This is a genomic window from Neolewinella sp., assembly GCF_965214665.1.
Lineage (GTDB): Bacteria > Bacteroidota > Bacteroidia > Chitinophagales > Saprospiraceae > Neolewinella.
In genome coordinates this window covers 851889-869172 of record NZ_OZ243970.1, presented here as the reverse complement: position 1 = coordinate 869172, position 17284 = coordinate 851889, and the positions used below count along the sequence as shown (strand labels likewise).

Below are 17284 nucleotides of genomic sequence, written 5' to 3'. Positions count from 1 at the left end.
GCTACTGGATCGCGTCGTTGCGCCACAGGTGTACGAACTGGTGCTGGTCCCACCCGATGCTGATGAGGTCCAGGTCGCCGTCGCCGTCCATGTCGTAGGGCTGGGCCCCGAGGTGGCTCTCCTTGCCGCGGTCGATCTCCTGGCGGGTGAAGGTGCCGCTGCCGTCGTTGAGCCAAACTTGTAGGCTCAACTCCGGCCCCTTATGTTCGCTGGTTACGATGTCGGTGTCGCCATCCTGGTCGAGGTCCGGCAGACTCAGGTTGTTCATGCTATACTGAGTAACGATCTTTTCGCGCACCCAGCCGGTATCGCGCTGGAAGTAGGCGAAGAGGCTAGCGTCGGGCTCCAGGCCCGGGTAGCGTTCTTCGGCGATGACCACGTCGGTTGTGCCGTCGCCGTCGAGGTCGGCGGCCTCCACGCGGTCGGTGGCGTAGACGGTGGTGCCGATCTCGTGGCGCTGCCAGTCTTCGGTGAGCTTACCGGGGTTCTCAAACCACACCACTACGGTAGGCACCTCCGGGTCTCCCCCCGCGGTGCGAAAGCCGCTGACAAGGTCTAGGTCGCCGTCCGCATCGATATCGGCTACGCTGAAGCCTTCGTCGGAGGCATCCTTACCCGCTAGCGTGACGGTCCAGGGTGCATCGCTGCTGGGATCCAAAATGAAGAGTCCGCCTAGGCTGGCGTAGATCACCTCATCCCCTCCGTGGTCGCCAAACACATCGGCCACCTTATAGCCTTGTCCATTATGGTGCCCGGTGGCGGGTACCTGGGCGACCACCTGCCCATCGGTCCAGTCGGTGCCGTCGTCACTACTGGTGAATAGGTACACGTCGGGTAGGGCTTCGGCGAGAATGGCTGGCTTTCCGTTGTAATCGATAATCAGGTTAGCATCAACGTTGCGGCCCAGATCGAGTTTCTCCCACGGCCCGGTCATATTGTTACCGGGATTGAGGTAGACGTTCCGGCCGGAGACAATGTCCATATACCCATCGTTGTTTAGGTCGCCGGCGGCCAGACCGAAATAGCGTAGCCACTCCGGATCGTCGTAGTCGCCCCACATGGCCTTATTGCTGTCGACTTCGATGTAGGTCCAGCGGTCGGTGGGTAGGGTTGCCGTCGTGGTAGATTCGTCGCTCTCGTACCGGACGTTGGCGTCGTTGCCGCACCCCAGCAGCAGGTAAGCGGTGGCGAGTAGCAGGGCGTAGCGGTAGTATATCCTAGTCATCTATTTGCTGCCTTTAGTCTCGTTACGCAGTAGGTAGAGGGATTTAGCCTCGTGTTCCGGCAGGCGGAAGATGTCGTAGTCACCGTCGCCCTCGAAGTCGGCAACCCGGCCGTTGTAGATGCCGCCCTGGGCAATCACGTCCTCCGTGAAATTACCGTTGCCGTCGTTAGCGAGCACCATCACCTCGAAGTGATCGACGTCCAGGTTGACCGCCCGGCCCTTGTTGATACCGGTCACGATGTCCATATCGCCGTCCAGGTCCATATCGAAGACCTGTAGGGTGTGGGCGGCCGGAATGCTGTCTAAAATTACGGTCTCGGACCAGGTCCCATCGTCGCTACGGGAATACATCGCCAGCGGATAGCCGGCCCGCTCGCTGTGGGTGACGAACACCTCCGGGCGGCCATCGCCGTCCATATCAGCTACGGCATTCTTAGTACCGTTGGCGCTCCAGTCGCCGGTCTGGGTGTGCCACTGGGGGCTGAGCTCCTCGCGCTGCCACTCGCCGATCAGGTCCCCGCCGGGGTTCATCCAGACGTAGCCATTGGCCGCTACATCGACGTCGCCGTCGCCATCCAGGTCGCCCACGTCCATGCCCTCGTGCAGACCGGGGGCGGTCAGATCAGCCACCATGGTGGAGGTACCGTCCTCGTTGCTCCGGTGGATGCGCAGGTTTTCGTTTTCAAAGGTCAGCACGGCCAGGTCGTTACGGCCGTCCCCGTCGAAGTCGGCGATGCTGAGGTCCTTAACGGCACCGCGCGCATCACCCACGGTATGGGGGGTCCAGTCGGGAGCTTCGTACCAGAACACTTCGGCCTGGTCGGCGGCATCGTCCCATTCACCGGTGTGCTTGACCGCCAGCACGTCTACGTCGCCATCGCCGTCCATATCGCCGGTTTCCAGGTCGCCGGAGGCGAAGGTGCCGCCGGTGGGGGGTGCTTCGGCAATGATCGTTTCCTGCCAGATGCCGTCGGCAGTCTGTCCGCTACGGTAGGCCAGGTAACCGCCGTGGGCATTGTTGTTGATGTACACGGCGTCCATCAGCCCGTCGCCGGTGACGTCCCCAATGGTGAGGGCCCACCACGTATTGGCCGTATCCATGATCTCGTGGCTGGTGAAGGTCATGATCGGTTGCTGCTCTTCCGTGGGGTCTGCTTGGGCCGGGCTATCGTTGCCACAGGCGTACAGGGTGAGTAGGACGAGAAAACTAAGGTAGCGCATGAAGGTGAGTTAAGTCGGGCGGGGTCGCGGGTGCTACGGAGGTGGCGGCAGCGCGAGCACGTCGGTGGGGTAATTCGATGGATGTGGCACCGGCGGCCCCGCCCGCAAACCTGATCTACCAGGGGGGATGCCGGAAGGGGGAAAGATAGCCAAAAGCGCACTTACCTTTGCGGCCATGCGGATGACCGTTTTTTCCCGGGGGCCCGGATTGTACAGTACGCGACGGCTGGTGGAAGCCGGGGAACAAAGGGGGCACGAGGTGGAGGTAGTGGACCACGCCCTGTGCAGTATGTACCTGGGCGGGACGAAGAGCGCGCTTCTACACAATGGCTCCCCGCTGAGGCTGGGCGAGGTGGTCATACCGCGCATCGGGGCGAATATTACGAGTCGGGGCGTGTCGATCATCCGGCAGCTGGACGTGCTGGGCGTACCGCATACGCTACCGGCCGATGCGCTGCTGCTGGCCCGCGATAAAAGTTGCTGCCTGCAACAATTGACCGCGGCGGGCATCGACGTACCGCGTACGGTACTCTGTTTTTCGATCTTCGAGGCACGGCTGATCGCCAAAAAGCTAGCCCCCTTTCCGGTGGTGGTGAAGCTGCTGGAGAGTACCCACGGCGTGGGCGTGGCCCTGGCCCATAATATGTACCAACTCGAACGACTGGTGGAGGGCTTCCTGCAGTTACAGGACCGGGTGCTACTGCAGGAGTACATCCGCGAATCACGGGGAAGCGACATCCGTGCGCTAGTGGTTGGTAAGCGCATCGTGGCTACGATGGAGCGCACGGCCGCCGAGGGGGAGTTTCGGGCCAACATGCACCGCGGGGCCTCGGCGGTGCCGGTACAGTTGAATGCGACCGACGAAGCACTGGTCCTGCGCACCGCGGCCCTGATCGGCGTGGAGGTAGCGGGGGTCGACCTGATCCCCAGCAAGCGCGGTCCCCTAGTGATGGAGGTCAACGCAAGTCCCGGCCTAGAGGGCATCGAGGGCACCACGGGGGTAGACATCGCCGGGGCCATCATCGAACACGCAGCCAGTAAAGCATGAGTGAGATCACCCCCCTGACGGTCGCTAGCGGCGAATTTTACCCCGGTCAGTCGGGGGTGGTGGAGCTGGTGGCCGGACAGCTACCGAGCGGGAGTCCGGTGTCAATCAAAGCCCACGTGTTTCGGAGTTATAAGCCGGGGCCTACCCTGCTCTTTCTGGCCGGGGTGCACGGCGATGAGATCAACGGGGTGGAAATCCTCAGGCGTGGCCTGAAGCAAAAGCTATTCGATAAGCTAGTGGCGGGTACCGCGGTGGTAGTGCCGCTGCTCAATGTGTACGGCTTCGATAATTTTCGGCGTGATGTGCCGGATGGTAAGGATGTGAATCGCAGCTTTCCGGGTAGCGCCACCGGATCGCTGGCCAGTCGGGTGGCTTACGGACTAAGCAAAAACCTGCTGGCGCACTGTGACCTGGCCGTGGATTTCCACACCGGCGGGCGGGGCGTATTCAACTTTCCGCAGATCCGCTACTCGCCCGACGATGAGGGTGCGCTACGGGCCGCCGAGCAGTTCGCCCCACCCGTGCTGCTGGCCGCGCGGGCGCCGGTGAAGTCGCTGCGGCGTTCGGCCCTCAAGTCATTGGGGCTCTCGGTACTGACCTACGAAGGCGGGGAGAACCTGCGCTACGACGGGCGTAGCATCGCCGAAGGGATGGCCGGCATCCGGCGGCTACTCGAAGCCCGGGAGATGCTTCCACCCGCTAGCGGGGCAGACGAGCGGCAGCCCATACGTATAACCAATAGCAGTTGGGTGCGAGCCGGTCGGGCGGGGCTGTTTCAGTGGACGAAGCGGAGCGGGTACCCGGTCCGCAAGGGGGAGCCGATCGGCACCATCTTCGATCCGCACGGGGTACGGCCGAACAAGCGCATCCTGGCCCCGCGCAACGGCTTCATCATCGGGCACAACAATGCGGCACTGGTGGGACAGGGGGATGCGTTGTTTCACATTGGGTATTAAGTCGTCGAGCATGTCAGTACAGGTAGCAGGACTTACGAAGCGGTACGGCGATCAGCTCGCCCTGGATGGCATCAGCTTTGCGGCTAGGCCCGGGGAGGTGCTCGGTTTTTTGGGACCCAACGGAGCGGGTAAGACCACCACGATGAAAATACTGACCTGCTACCTCAGCCAGACCGAGGGCACGGTCACGGTGGCGGGCCATGACGTGACTACCGATAGCCTGGCGGTGCGGCGGGCGGTGGGCTATCTGCCGGAGCACAATCCGCTGTACCGGGACATGTACGTACGTGAGTACTTGCAGTTTGCCGCCCAGACCAACGGGGTGACGGACGCCAAGTCGCGCATCGCCCACCTCATCGAGCGCACTGGCCTGGGGCGGGAGGCGCACAAACAGATCGGGGCACTTTCTAAAGGCTACCGGCAGCGGGTAGGCCTGGCGCAGGCGCTGCTGCACGATCCGGCGGTGCTGATCCTGGATGAGCCTACGAGCGGGCTCGACCCCAATCAGCTGGCGGAGATCCGGGAGCTGATCAGAGAACTGGGGCGGGAGAAAACCGTAATCTTCAGTACCCACATCATGCAGGAGGTGCAGGCGATCTGCGACCGGGTGGTGATCATCGATCGGGGCCGACTGGTGGCCGACGACCCCATCGAGCGGCTGGAGCGGCGATTGCGGGGGGAGCGGTCGCTGCTGGTGGAGTTTGACCGCACGGTGGGGGTTGCGGAGCTGGAACGAATCGGGGGGGTCAAGCGGGTGACCGTGGTTTCGCCGCCGGCCCGGTATCGGTTATACCTCGAGCAGGACACGGAGGTGCGGGCCGCAGTTTTTCGGTTTGCCGTTGCCCATGACCTCACCCTCCTGACCCTCACCCCCGAGGTGCTGAGCGTGGAGGAGGTCTTCCGGGCCCTCACTACCGCCAGATAACTACCTTTAGCCCGTGATGAAGTGGCTCGTGGTACTGGTGTTTCCCTTCTGGCTGCTGGCCCAGGACCGCACCTTCAACGCGGATTTTCGCTTCGCCGACGGCGTATACCTCTCTAACGCTAGCCTGCTGGCCAACCGGCCGGACGTCTTTTGGGAGGGCATAGTCGGTGAGATGGTACAACTGCCGGATGACTACCGGGTGCAGGTCGACAACTTCGGTTACCGCGACCGCGACTACGTGCCCCCGTACGCCATTGCACTGCACGGGCTACCCTACTTCTTCGTGCGGGAAGACGGCAAGCGCGGTTTTCACGAATTTGCCGGTTTGCGTAGCGTGGGGCGCTACGCTACCCTACAGTACGATACGCTGATCCATAGCCGGCAACTGATGAAGGCCTATAATCCGGTCAACGGTCAGGTCTTTCGGCAGGGCTACGTGGAGCGAGACCGGCAGCGGCGCCTGTACCGGATACTGGATAGCGCGACCGGAAAGCGACTGTCCTTCGATCATCCCACCGTGATGCGCCTGGTAGCCCGCGAGGAGGACCTGGTGGCCGCCCTGGAGCGTACACCGCCGGACGATACGGCAAAGCTCCTCCGAGCCCTGGAGCTCTACAACGAGCGCCATCCCCTCCTGCTCCCTACCCGAACCCGTACCCCCTAGATGCTTGCCGTATACCGCAAGGAAATCAATGCCTTCTTCGCCAGTCTGATCGGCTACGTCGTGATCGGCGTATTTCTGATTGTGACGGGGCTGTTTCTCTTTGTGTTTCCAGAGACCAGCCTGTTGAACTACGGCTACGCCACCCTGGGTCCGTTCTTCACCCTAGCCCCGAACGTGCTGCTCTTTCTTATCCCGGCCATCTGCATGCGCGCCCTGGCGGAGGAACGGCAGACCGGCGCCATTGAGCTGCTGGTGACCCGTCCGCTGACCGACTGGCAAATTGTACTGGGTAAGTTTTTGGCCTGTGTGACGCTGGTAGTGATCGCCCTACTGCCTACGGTGTTGTACTACTATTCGGTCTACCAGTTGGGCGAGCCCGTCGGCAATATCGACACTGGCGGCACCATCGGCAGCTACATCGGTTTACTCTTCCTCAGCATGGCCTTCGTCGCCATCGGCCTATTCGCCAGCGCCCTGACCACCAATCAGGTGGTGAGCTTCCTGCTGGCCCTGGCCCTGTGCTTCTGGTGCTACTTTGGCTTCGACTACCTGGCCTCCCTGCCCATCTTCTACGGCAACGGCGACCGCCTCATTAGTAGTCTCGGCATGCAGGAGCACTTTCAGAGCCTGGGGCGGGGCCTCATCGATACCCGCGACGTGGTATACTTCCTGAGCGTCACGGCCCTGTTCCTGTTGCTGACGCTACTTAGTTTGGCGCGGCGGAAGTGGTAGCTTATCCCAGTATGCCCACCCCGCAAAATATCCTCCAACAGTACTGGAACTACCCCAGCTTCCGCCCCCTCCAGGAGGAGATTATATCGAGCGTGTTGGCGGGTCAGGATACTCTGGCCCTACTACCCACCGGCGGCGGCAAAAGTCTCTGCTTCCAGATTCCGGCGCTGGCCCTAGAAGGCGTGACCCTAGTGATATCTCCCTTGATCGCCCTAATGAAGGACCAAGTACGGCAGCTTCGTGAGCGCGGCATCGTGGCCGAAGCGATCTACAGCGGACTGCGCACAAGCGACATCGACCGCATCCTGGACAATGCCGTGTACGGGAACACGAAACTGCTGTACCTGAGTCCGGAACGCCTACTTACCGACCTAGCGAAGGAGCGTATCCGTCGCATGCCGGTCTCGCTCATCGCCGTGGATGAGGCGCACTGCATTAGTCAGTGGGGCTATGACTTTCGGCCGGCCTACCTGCGCATCGCGGAGCTACGGGAGCTACACCCCAAAGTGCCGCTCATCGCCGTAACGGCTACGGCCACCCCCGAGGTAGTGACGGACATCCAGGACAAGCTATCGTTCGGTAAGCAGCGGGGGGTGTTTCAGCAGAGCTTTGCCCGGGAAAACCTATCGTACATCGTCCGGCACCCGCCCGGGAAGGAGGACCAACTCGTCAAAATTTTGGAGGGGGTCGGAGGTAGCAGCATCGTGTACGTGCGCAGTCGCGGCCTTACTAAGGAGATCGCCCACAAACTTAGCCGCCGGGGCATCCCCGCCGCCGCCTACCACGCCGGACTCGAACCGGCCGAAAAGGACCAGCGGCAGGCCGACTGGATCGCCGATAAGCTACGCGTCATCGTAGCCACGAATGCCTTCGGAATGGGTATCGATAAGCCGGACGTGCGTACGGTGATTCACTACGGACCGCCAGACAGCCCCGAGGCCTACTTCCAGGAGGCCGGTCGCGGGGGACGGGACGGCGATCCGAGCTATGCCGTCATGCTCTACCATACGAGTGATGGAGAGCGGCTGCTGCGCAACTGGACCTATAGCTATCCGCCCATTACCGAAATAAAGCGCATGTACCGCGCCCTGGGCAGCTACTTGCAACTGGCCGTGGGTGGCGGGCAGGGCGAAACCTTCGAATTCGACCTTACGCGCTTTAGTCAGAACTTCGGCTTCGACATCCGTCAGGCGTACAGCGGACTCAAGGCGCTAGAGCAGTCGGGCTACATCATCCTCACCGAAGACCTCAAGCAAGCCGCCCAATTGCAGTTCGTCGTACCTAAGGAACGACTCTACGACTACCAGCTCAAAAACCCGCGCGTCGATAAGATGGTCAAGTCCATCCTACGCACCACCCAGGGTGCCTTCGTCAATCCGGTACAACTGCGGGAAGGTTCGCTCGCCAACTTCCTACAGCTTTCCGCCGAGGAGCTGCGCCGCATCCTAGTCAAGATGCGCGGTGATGGCGTAATCGACTACACCCCCGAGCGGCAGGGCCCGCAGGTGGTCTTTGTGGAAGAACGCATCGACCCCGATAACCTACGCATCGACGAAGCCCGCTACAATTTTCTAAAGGAACGCGCCCGCCACCGTATCGACACCATGATCGCCTACTGCGAGGGCGACGAGCAGTGCCGATCCCAGCAGCTGCTCGGGTATTTCGGCGAGCAGGACCCGCCCGCGTGCGGGAGTTGCGATGTGTGCCGCCGCCAGTCCGTGACGCCCCCCACCAACCGACAGGTGTACGATAAGGTCATGGAGCTGTTACAGCCACGGGGTGAGGTCAGTATCGGTACCGTGCTGCGGGCATTCAACGGCCTAACCAGCCCTACCGTGTCCGGATACCTTCAGGCACTGATCAACGAAGGTATCGTCATTAAAGACGGCGACAAACTCCGCCATCCGTGAGGATCATTTGCACCGTCACCAACGACCTGAGCCACGACCAGCGCATGCACCGCATCTGCAGCAGCCTCCAGCAGGCGGGTCACCAGGTGCAGCTCGTGGGCCGCCTTCTGCCCACTAGCATGCCCCTACCCGACCATCCCTACGTTACCCACCGCCTTCGTTGTCGGTACACCTCGGGCAAATTGTTCTACTTAGAATTTAACTACCGGTTGTACCGCTATTTAAACCGACAGCCAGTCGATGTAATTTGCGCAGTCGACCTCGATACCCTACTGCCCGTCACCCTGTTACGTAGTCGGCAGGTCAGGATTGTCTACGATGCCCACGAGTGGTTTAGTGAAACCCCTGAGGTGGTCAACCGCCCCGCCATCCGGGGATTTTGGCGTCAGCTTGGTAGATGGCTCGTGCCCAAAACCGACGCACGCTACACCGTAGCTCCGCAGCTCGCTCGGTTGTTAGCCGAGGATTACGACGCGCCGTTTTCGGTAATCAGAAACTTACCCGTAAAAGAAAATATTTTAAATAAAGAAAATTTTGGAGGAGTAATACTGTATCAGGGTATGCTCAATCCCGGACGCGGCGTTGAAACTGCCATCGCTACTCTGACCCTCCTGCCTGAGTGTAAGTTGTGGATCGTCGGCTCCGGCCCCGAGGAGGAATCGCTAAAGCGACTTACTGCCACCCTCGAGCTTACCGACCGCGTCTGGTTTGCCGGCTTCCACCCCCCGGCCAAACTGCCCGAGATAACCGCCAAAGCCTGGCTGGGCATCAACCTGCTCGCAGACTCTAGCCCAAGCTACTACTACAGCCTGGCTAACAAGGCTCTTGACTACATCCAGGCCGGTCTGCCGAGTATCCAGATGGACTACCCCGAGTACCGCAGCATCAACGAGCAGTACGGGGTATTTGAGCTGCTTACCAAGCTTACCGCAGCTGGGCTTGCCGCCCCAATTCAACGCCTACTAGATCATCCGGAGGCCTACACCCGTTTACGGGAGAACTGCCGGGTGGCGGCGGAGGAGCTTTGCTGGGAGCGGGAGGAGGGGAAGCTATTGAAAATTTATTCAGCTATTGAAGCTAGCCTACCAGACTAATCTTCCCCCCCTCAATCCGCAGCTTTAGCCGGTCGAAATTCTTCAGCCAGCCCACAAAATCCTCACCGAGTAGCTCGCGGCGCCAGCCGGAGCCGAGGATACTTTGGCGCACGCTCTCGTCCTGCTTCATGCGCTTGATGGCGTTGCGGGGCATCACCAGGGCGTGGCTGATGTCGGCCTCAGCGGCACGGTACTTCATGAGGAGGTACAACAGTTCAATGATCATATCATCGTCATCATCGTCCTGAGTTGAGCGCTGAATCTGCTTCACCACGGCCAGCTCTTCGGGGGTAGCGGGCGTAGTGTAGAAGTCGACGAACAGGTCGCCGTAGCGGCTCACGGTCTTGCCCGGTAGTCGGCGGTTCTCTTGCATGCTTTCCCTGCCGCCCCGCACGCCACGCACGAGCTGCCCGATGAGTTTGCTGGACAAGATCATCTCTTTGGAATAATTGCGCTGTTCGGCCTGGGCCCGGCGCCATTCGTAGAGGCGGAGCAGAAAAATACGCTCCTTGGTTTTGCCCGATCGCGCGATGTTGCTATTCAGCAGTTCGTGGTGCGGATCGCGGTAGTAGTAGTCGGGGTCCGTCATCAGTGCACACTCCTCCAGGGCCCAATCAAGGCGGCCGTTGGCGCGGAGCTTGCCGGTGATGGTGTCGTAGAGTTGGCGGAGATACACCACGTCGTAGAGGGCGTACTTAACCTGCTTATCACTCATGGGGCGGCGCGACCAATCCGTAACCGCGTAGCCCTTTCCGACCCGCTCGCCCGTCTCGGCCTCTACGAGTTTGGCGAAGCTGGTGGGATAGCGGTGCCCGATAAATGCGGCCGCCACCTGGGTGTCGAATACGTTTGCGGGCGTAATGCCGTGGGCCCGGTACAGCAGGCGGTAGTCGTTGTCGCCGGCGTGCGTGATTTTGACCACCGCGGGGTCCTGGATGATCTCCAGCAATGGTCCGAGGTCGTCGATGGCCAGCGGATCGAGCAAAAAGTACCCGTGCGCGCTGCTGATTTGGATCAGGCAGAGCAGGGTGTGGTAGCGCTTCTCGCCGATGAATTCGGTGTCGAAGCCCAGCCAGTCTATGTCGCGGTGCTGTTGCTTAAAGTTGAGGAGCCCTTCGGCTGTGTTGATGAAGGTGTAGTCGATACCGGCTGCGGTCATGAGAGGTGTTTCAAGTCAAATAGCCGTCCATTTTAGGGGCTACGTAAGGTGTGACGTACGCATACCGCGCGGGTCACTCTACGAGACTTAACATGATGTTACCGCAAAGGTTACACCCAACCCCCCAGCCCACCAAGCTGTTCCCGCTAAAATTTACCGTATGAAACTCACCAAACGTCTGCTCATCGGCCTGCTAGTCTTCGTGGTGCTGCTCGTGGGCTTCCTCCTGGCCGCTCCTCTCCTGTTCAAGGATCAGATTGTCGCCAATGTGAAGTCGGCCATCAATAATAACCTGAACGCCAGGGTCGATTTTGCCGACGCCAACGTGAGCTTCCTGCGCAGCTTTCCTGACATCTCGCTCGCTATCGACGACTATAGCGTCATCGGAATCGACACCTTCGCAGGCCTTCCACTCGTGACCGGCCGGCAGGCGCGCGTCGATCTGGGCTTTTGGTCCGTCGTAGCGGGCGACGGTAACTACAACATCGACGCCGTCACGCTCGATGCTCCCAGTATCAATCTGCTGGTGCTGACGCCGGAACTGGCCAACTACCTCATAGTTCCGGAAACGGAAGAAGCGGGCGGGGCCGCCGGTGCAACGCCTGCGGAGGAAGAAGCCGGTCCACTCCTCACCCTCGATCATTTCGCGGTCAACGATGGTAGTCTCGTATACGATGACCGTACTACCACTACGTACATTCAACTCACGGGCCTAGACGCTACGGGCGACGGTGACTTCACGGCCTCCGTCTTCGACCTCCGGACCATCGCTACCGCCGATGCCTTTACCGTGGCCCAGGGCGGCGTTACCTACCTCGATGAGGCCACCCTCAATGCGGATGCCGTGGTCAATATCGACGCCGACGCACTGCGCTATACCTTCAAGGACAACCGCGTGACCCTCAACGCTCTGGCCCTTGAGTTCGGCGGAAGCATCGATCTTCAGGAGAATGACGACATCGACTTTGACCTTAGCTACCAGGCTCCGGCCAATGACTTTAAGCAGCTCTGGAGTATCATTCCCGCCGCTTACACCGAGGGCTACGAACGCGTGCAGACTGGTGGCACCTTCACCCTACAGGGTACTGTCAACGGTACCTACAATGGGGATAAAGAAATGTACCCCGCCTTCACCATCAATAGCGACATCAGCGGCGGCAGCGTGCAGTACCCCGGCCGCCCGGTAGGCATCACCGGCATCGATGCGGCCCTTGCGGTCAATAGTCCGTCTAGCGACCTCGATCAGCTGGTGGTCGACCTACCCCGCTTTGACTTTACACTCGGGGGCGATCCGTTTGCGGGGCGCTTCCGCCTGACCTCACCGCTCTCTGATCCCAATGTAGATGCCCGGCTGAAGGGTACCCTCGACCTGGAGAAGTGGTCTAGTGCCATTCCGCTAGAGGGCGTCAGCGAGCTGGCCGGCCGCATCGTAGCGGACATTACGATGGACAATGTGCGCCAGAGCGCCATCGATGCTGGCCGCTACGCCGAGGTCAATTTGGCCGGCGATCTGTTAGTGAGCAATCTGGTGTATACCGCAGAGGGCACCCCCTCGGTACGCATCGCTCAGGCCAAGGCTGACTTCACCCCCCAGTACGTCGACCTCCAGCAGTTTACCGCCACCCTGGGGCGCAGCGATGTCTCCGCATCCGCTAAGATTAACAACATCCTGGCCTACTTCAGCCCCGAGCAAACCATGCGCGGCAGCGTGACGATGCGCTCCAACTACTTCGACGCCGATGAGTGGATGTCCGAGGAGGACAGCGAGCGGGTCAGCAGCCCGGCGGAATTGAATGCCACGGCTACCACCCCTACCCCAGAAACGGAAACTGAGGTGTTTGACCGCTTCGATTTTGACGTAGACGCTGAGATCCAGGAGTTGGCCTATGGCACGTACCGGCCGAAGGATCTGCGCGTGATCGGCAACATCAAACCAAACCGGCTCGAAATTGCCAATGCCGCCGCCACGCTGGAGCAGAGCAACTTCACCATGAGCGGCGTGGTCAGTAACCTGTTCGACTACACCTTCGACGAGGGGGTGCTGACGGGTGACCTTTCGGTGCGCTCGGGCTACTTCAGCGTGGCGGACTTTATGGAGGATGAAACTGCCGCTGCTACCAGTGATGCACCTGCGACCCCGCCCGCTGACGCTTCGACTGCCGAAACGGCCCCCATCCCCGTACCGCGAAATATTAACCTGAGGGTAGATATGGTAGCCGACCGCGTGCAGTATACCGACATCACGATGAATGACGTGCGGGGTACCATGCTGGTGCGCGATGGTGCGGTAGTAATCGAAGACGGCAATGCCAATCTGCTGGGAGGTGCCATGGGCTTTACCGGCTCCTACGATACAGCGGAGGGCGAGGAGCCGGGCTTCCACTTTTCGTATGATATGAAAAATATGGACTTTTCGCAGGCTTTCGGAGCGCTCAACACCTTTGCCATCCTGGCCCCGGTGGGTAAGTTTATCTCCGGCAACTTTAGCAGCCAAATGGTGATGGAGGGTAAGCTTGGGGATGACTTTTTCCCGAAACTGAACTCGATAGACGCCAAGGGGCTACTGCGCACGGCCGAGGCCCGCATCGCCTCCTTCAAACCGTTGCAGGTGATCGGTAACGCGTTGAACGTCAACGAGCTAAAGAACAGCACTACCCTGAAGGATATCATCGCCGCCTTCCAGGTCAACGACGGTAAGGTGACGGTCGAGCCCTTTGACTTCCGGCTGGCGGGTATCCCGATGCAACTGGGGGGTACCCACGGGCTCGATACCGATATGGACTACCGCATCCGGGCCGCCGTGCCCCGCACCCTGATCCAGGGCAATATCGTAACCGGTACGGCGCTCTCCGCCCTCGATAAACTGGCCGGCCAGGCCGGAAAATTGGGTCTTAATATCTCCCCCGGTGACACCCTCAACCTCAATATCAAGCTAACCGGCACCATCTCTAATCCGCGCGCCGGCTTCGATCTCTTGGGTACCGAGGGGGGAAGTGGCGATCAGTCGCTGGCCGGCTCCGTCACCGCTGCGGTGAAGGACCGGGTGCAGGAAGAGCTAGAGACTCGCAAGGAGCAGGTACGTAACGAGCTCGAAACCCGCGTCGACAGCGCTAAAGCCCTGGCCGGTGCGCGCGCCCAAGTCGTAGAGGATAGCCTACGTAGTGCCGCCGCCCAACAGGCCGATCGCCTAGAGCGGGAAGCCGCGAATAAATTACGTGGTGCCCTCGGTCTAGGCCGTGACAGTACGGCCACCGCCGGTTCGGATAGCCTAGCCCTCCCCGGTGCCGCCCAGGATGCGGTAGATGACGTGAAGAAGGAGTTGGAGAAGTTTAATCCCTTTAAGCGGAAGAAGAGTGGTGGGGGGGAGTGATTAGTCGTTGCCGATAAGCTGCCATGCGTTCCGGTACACTGCCGACCTTGGCTTACGCTGGCGTTTGTCATCTTCTACGAGATGAATTTCGCTGCCATAGGAGATAAATACTTTGGCCGGCATGACGTAGAAATTATGGGTAGCCTCGATGTAAAGCACAGCGAAGTCAAAGTCCTCAGGGAGGTAATTACTCCGAACCATCTGCCGCCGGTTTGTCTTCGTGCGCCTCACATCTACGACATAGTTCTTCTTGGCCTGATCGTACCAAGCATATTTTACCTGTATCCTGTATAATGATTGGTCAATATCTAGTACTAAGTCGTAGGGTAGATAATCCCCGATCGGTCTGCATACGCCCCATCCTCGTTTGAGCGCTTCGAGTACTACGGCCTGTTCTGCAATATCACCACGTTGTTTCGTCAGCATTTGCCGAAAATACGTGCCGACTAGCGGAAACGCAAAAAGCCGCTACGAACCGAAGTCCGTAGCGGCTTATGCCAAAGTAGCGGGGGCAAGACTCGAACTTGCGACCTTCGGGTTATGCGTACCACTATAGCTTTCGCTACGCCCGTCTGTACATAAGACGGATTTGATGGTCTGGACTTTCTCTTCACCGGTACGACGGGGGTCGTACTACGGTGTTCACCATTAAGTCTCTACACCTTCCCAGACTAAGTCCAGGCTTGGCTCGGGATTACCATACGAAAGGCTTCCCCGAATTTGATGAATATTCACCCAGGTGTTTCCACCAAGGCAGCCCAAGCAAGAAAAGCTGCTGAATCTTATTCAGTTCGTGCGGTGGGTATCACCACACAAAAACCGTTTTGACACGGCCAGTTAGACTTACAATCTTGAGCCCGACGAGCTACCAACTGCTCCACCCCGCGATGTAATTTTTACCACGCTACCATCGTAACGGGCTGCAAAGATAGAGACAATCCGCAAACGGCAAAAGTTTACGGTGATTTTTAAAAAACTAATCTTCGGCCTCGGGGGCGAGCTGGATGCGCAGACCATCGAGAGCATCGGTAATGCGAAGCTGGCAGCCCAGGCGGCTGTTGTCCTCGACAAAGAAGGCCTGGTCGAGCATATCCTCCTCGTCGTCGCTCATGTCGGGTAGCGGGGTGTCGGTGAGGATGTAGCAGTGGCAGGTGCTGCACAGGGCCATGCCGCCGCAGGTGCCCTTGACCGGTAGCTCGTAGGCCTTGCAGACCTCCATCACGTTCATGTTCATGTCGGTGGGGGCCTCCAGTTCGTGGGCCTCGCCGACGCGGTCGATGACGGTGAGGAGAATGTTACCGGACTCGGGCATAGCGGGAGAGGCTTGTGGGGGGGCGCAAATATAGCTTACCTTCGCGGCCGTTTTAGCGTAAGTGCCCCGGCATATGCCGTGCGGTAAGGCCATCGACTCCATGAAAAAGTACATCAATCTATTCGATTTCTCGCAGAAGGTGAACTACCGGATCGAGATCCTATCCGGACTTACCGTCGCCCTGGCCCTCGTGCCCGAGGCGGTGGCCTTTGCGTTTCTGGCGGACCTTCCGCCACTGATCGGACTTTATGCAGCCTTCGTGATGGGTATCGTCACGGCGGTACTCGGTGGGCGGCCTGGGATGATCTCGGGCGCCACCGGGGCGGTGGCGGTAGTGATCGTATCGCTGGCCCAGTCGCACGGCATCGAATACATCTTTGCTACCGTGGTGCTGGCGGGCATCATTCAGATAGTAGCGGGCCTTCTGCGGCTCGGTAAGCTGATGCGGCTGGTGCCCCACCCCGCTATTTTCGGCTTCGTGAACGGGCTGGCGATCATCATCTTTATGGCGCAGTTGGATCAGTTCAAAAACCCAGATACCGGAGCTTGGTTGACGGGGCAGTCATTGCTTTTGTTTGGCGGACTGGTGCTGGTGACTATGGCTATCATCTGGGGATTGCCCCGGTTGACCAAAGCCGTGCCGGCCTCGCTGGTCGCCATCCTGACCGTGTTTGGAATCGTAGCCGCGCTCGGAATCGAGACCACTACCGTTGGTGACCTAGCCAGCATCGCCGGGGGCTTTCCGCCCTTCCACATTCCACAGGTGCCCTTCTCCTTCGGGACGCTGAGCGTGATAGCGCCCTATGCACTGGTCGTGGCCGGGGTAGGACTTATCGAGAGCCTGCTTACGCTCAACATCATCGATGAGATCACTGAAACGCGGGGGCGGGGTAACAAGGAGGCCGTGGCTCAGGGCGCAGCCAACATCCTATCGGGCTTTTTGTCGGGTATGGGAGGCTGTGCGATGCTAGGTCAGTCGCTGATCAACATCAGTGCGGGCGCGCGGGCGCGGCTCTCGGGGATCGTAGCGGCGATAATGCTGCTGGTGTTTATCATGTTCGGGAGCAGCCTGATCGAGCTGGTGCCGATGGCGGCGCTCACCGGACTGATGATCATGGTAGCCGTGGGCACTTTTGAATGGGCGAGCCTACGCACCTTCGGTAAGATGCCGAAGTCGGACCTACTGGTGATGGTCCTAGTGACCCTGGTGACCATCTTCCTGCACAACCTGGCCCTGGCCGTCATCGTTGGCGTCATCATTGCGGCGCTCAATTTTGCCTGGGAGAGTGCCAAGCGTATCCGAGCCCGCAAGCACGTGGACGCGCAGGGGGTCAAGCACTACGAGATTTACGGTCCGTTGTTCTTCGGCTCGGTGGCGGTGTTCAATGAGAAATTCGACGTGCTGGGCGATCCGGACGAGATCGTGATCGACTTTCGGGAGAGCCGGGTGGTGGATATGTCGGCCATCGAAGCCCTCAATAAACTGACCGAGCGGTATCACCGCGTGGGTAAGCGGGTACACCTACAGCACCTCAGCAAGGACTCCCGCCAGCTGCTCAATAAGGCCGATGCGATCATCGAGGTCAACCTGGTCGAAGACCCCACCTACAAGGTGGCGGTAGATCAACCGGCCTAACAACGCGCTATCTTACCGGTTTCAACCAACGC

14 protein-coding genes are annotated in these 17284 nt (G+C 59.9%); 9 read left to right on the top strand and 5 right to left on the bottom strand.

Annotation, left to right across the window (positions count from 1 at the left end; genetic code table 11):
- Window position 1: 1 nt before the first annotated feature.
- Together ACOOHD_RS03955 and ACOOHD_RS03950 are read right to left on the bottom strand one after the other, a co-directional pair.
- Entirely contained in the window at window positions 2-1225 is a 1224-nt protein-coding gene (locus tag ACOOHD_RS03955) for an FG-GAP repeat domain-containing protein (RefSeq protein ID WP_420460269.1), read from the bottom strand.
- Complete coding sequence (locus ACOOHD_RS03950; RefSeq protein WP_420460268.1) at window positions 1226-2446, bottom strand: FG-GAP repeat domain-containing protein; 1221 nt, start codon at window positions 2444-2446, stop codon at window positions 1226-1228. It lies immediately after the preceding gene.
- A 175-nt stretch (window positions 2447-2621) separates the two neighbouring features.
- Here ACOOHD_RS03950 and ACOOHD_RS03945 point away from each other — a divergent pair, with 175 nt between their 5' ends.
- From ACOOHD_RS03945 to ACOOHD_RS03915, 7 genes are read left to right on the top strand one after another with little or no spacing between them, the layout of a single operon-like run.
- Window positions 2622-3494 carry an ATP-grasp domain-containing protein gene (locus tag ACOOHD_RS03945; protein WP_420460267.1) on the top strand — a complete coding sequence of 291 codons (873 nt, stop codon included), beginning with the start codon at window positions 2622-2624 and terminating at the stop codon, window positions 3492-3494.
- A complete protein-coding gene (locus tag ACOOHD_RS03940) occupies window positions 3491-4450 on the top strand; it encodes a succinylglutamate desuccinylase/aspartoacylase family protein (protein WP_420460266.1) in 960 nt (319 codons plus the stop codon). The genes ACOOHD_RS03945 and ACOOHD_RS03940 overlap by 4 nt, the downstream gene beginning before the upstream one ends.
- A gap of 10 nt (window positions 4451-4460) precedes the next feature.
- Window positions 4461-5375 carry a gliding motility-associated ABC transporter ATP-binding subunit GldA gene (gldA, locus tag ACOOHD_RS03935; protein ID WP_420460265.1) on the top strand — a complete coding sequence of 305 codons (915 nt, stop codon included), beginning with the start codon at window positions 4461-4463 and terminating at the stop codon, window positions 5373-5375.
- A gap of 16 nt (window positions 5376-5391) precedes the next feature.
- Entirely contained in the window at window positions 5392-6039 is a 648-nt protein-coding gene (locus tag ACOOHD_RS03930; RefSeq protein WP_420460264.1) for a hypothetical protein, read from the top strand.
- The gene (gene gldF / locus ACOOHD_RS03925) at window positions 6040-6771 is read left to right on the top strand and encodes a gliding motility-associated ABC transporter permease subunit GldF (protein WP_420460263.1); all 732 of its coding nucleotides are present in this window, start codon (window positions 6040-6042) and stop codon (window positions 6769-6771) included.
- Window positions 6772-6782: 11 nt separating this feature from the next.
- Entirely contained in the window at window positions 6783-8681 is a 1899-nt protein-coding gene (locus tag ACOOHD_RS03920; RefSeq protein WP_420460262.1) for a RecQ family ATP-dependent DNA helicase, read from the top strand.
- Window positions 8678-9775 (top strand): glycosyltransferase family 4 protein, encoded by a 1098-nt coding sequence (locus ACOOHD_RS03915; RefSeq protein ID WP_420460261.1) that lies wholly within the window; start codon window positions 8678-8680, stop codon window positions 9773-9775. The genes ACOOHD_RS03920 and ACOOHD_RS03915 overlap by 4 nt, the downstream gene beginning before the upstream one ends.
- Here ACOOHD_RS03915 and ACOOHD_RS03910 read toward each other — a convergent pair.
- Window positions 9759-10934, bottom strand: a complete 1176-nt coding sequence (locus ACOOHD_RS03910; protein ID WP_420460260.1) for a ribonuclease D — start codon at window positions 10932-10934, stop codon at window positions 9759-9761. The two genes, ACOOHD_RS03915 and ACOOHD_RS03910, sit on opposite strands and share 17 nt — an antisense overlap.
- A gap of 160 nt (window positions 10935-11094) precedes the next feature.
- Between ACOOHD_RS03910 and ACOOHD_RS03905 the strand changes: the two genes are divergently transcribed.
- Window positions 11095-14304: an AsmA-like C-terminal region-containing protein gene (locus ACOOHD_RS03905; protein ID WP_420460259.1), complete on the top strand. Its 3210-nt coding sequence runs from the start codon at window positions 11095-11097 to the stop codon at window positions 14302-14304.
- Here ACOOHD_RS03905 and ACOOHD_RS03900 read toward each other — a convergent pair whose 3' ends face one another.
- Together ACOOHD_RS03900 and ACOOHD_RS03895 are read right to left on the bottom strand one after the other, a co-directional pair.
- Window positions 14305-14730: a group I intron-associated PD-(D/E)XK endonuclease gene (locus ACOOHD_RS03900; RefSeq protein WP_420460258.1), complete on the bottom strand. Its 426-nt coding sequence runs from the start codon at window positions 14728-14730 to the stop codon at window positions 14305-14307. It lies immediately after the preceding gene.
- A 550-nt stretch (window positions 14731-15280) separates the two neighbouring features.
- Window positions 15281-15616, bottom strand: coding sequence for a 2Fe-2S iron-sulfur cluster-binding protein (locus ACOOHD_RS03895; protein ID WP_420460257.1), 336 nt, complete (start codon window positions 15614-15616; stop codon window positions 15281-15283).
- Window positions 15617-15716: 100 nt separating this feature from the next.
- Between ACOOHD_RS03895 and ACOOHD_RS03890 the strand changes: the two genes are divergently transcribed.
- Window positions 15717-17252 carry a SulP family inorganic anion transporter gene (locus ACOOHD_RS03890; RefSeq protein ID WP_420460256.1) on the top strand — a complete coding sequence of 512 codons (1536 nt, stop codon included), beginning with the start codon at window positions 15717-15719 and terminating at the stop codon, window positions 17250-17252.
- Window positions 17253-17284 lie beyond the last annotated feature (32 nt).

Excerpts from the sequence above, each read along its gene's own strand:
- ACOOHD_RS03945 (WP_420460267.1), top strand. The coding sequence starts at position 2,622 with ATGCGGATGACCGTTTTTTCCCGGGGGCCCGGATTGTACAGTACGCGA.
- ACOOHD_RS03905 (WP_420460259.1), top strand. The coding sequence starts at position 11,095 with ATGAAACTCACCAAACGTCTGCTCATCGGCCTGCTAGTCTTCGTGGTG.
- ACOOHD_RS03890 (WP_420460256.1), top strand. The coding sequence starts at position 15,717 with ATGAAAAAGTACATCAATCTATTCGATTTCTCGCAGAAGGTGAACTAC.
- ACOOHD_RS03895 (WP_420460257.1), bottom strand. The coding sequence starts at position 15,616 with ATGCCCGAGTCCGGTAACATTCTCCTCACCGTCATCGACCGCGTCGGC.
- gldF (WP_420460263.1), top strand. The coding sequence starts at position 6,040 with ATGCTTGCCGTATACCGCAAGGAAATCAATGCCTTCTTCGCCAGTCTG.
- ACOOHD_RS03900 (WP_420460258.1), bottom strand. The coding sequence starts at position 14,730 with ATGCTGACGAAACAACGTGGTGATATTGCAGAACAGGCCGTAGTACTC.
- ACOOHD_RS03920 (WP_420460262.1), top strand. The coding sequence starts at position 6,783 with ATGCCCACCCCGCAAAATATCCTCCAACAGTACTGGAACTACCCCAGC.
- ACOOHD_RS03940 (WP_420460266.1), top strand. The coding sequence starts at position 3,491 with ATGAGTGAGATCACCCCCCTGACGGTCGCTAGCGGCGAATTTTACCCC.
- gldA (WP_420460265.1), top strand. The coding sequence starts at position 4,461 with ATGTCAGTACAGGTAGCAGGACTTACGAAGCGGTACGGCGATCAGCTC.
- ACOOHD_RS03955 (WP_420460269.1), bottom strand. The coding sequence starts at position 1,225 with ATGACTAGGATATACTACCGCTACGCCCTGCTACTCGCCACCGCTTAC.
- ACOOHD_RS03930 (WP_420460264.1), top strand. The coding sequence starts at position 5,392 with ATGAAGTGGCTCGTGGTACTGGTGTTTCCCTTCTGGCTGCTGGCCCAG.
- ACOOHD_RS03910 (WP_420460260.1), bottom strand. The coding sequence starts at position 10,934 with ATGACCGCAGCCGGTATCGACTACACCTTCATCAACACAGCCGAAGGG.
- ACOOHD_RS03950 (WP_420460268.1), bottom strand. The coding sequence starts at position 2,446 with ATGCGCTACCTTAGTTTTCTCGTCCTACTCACCCTGTACGCCTGTGGC.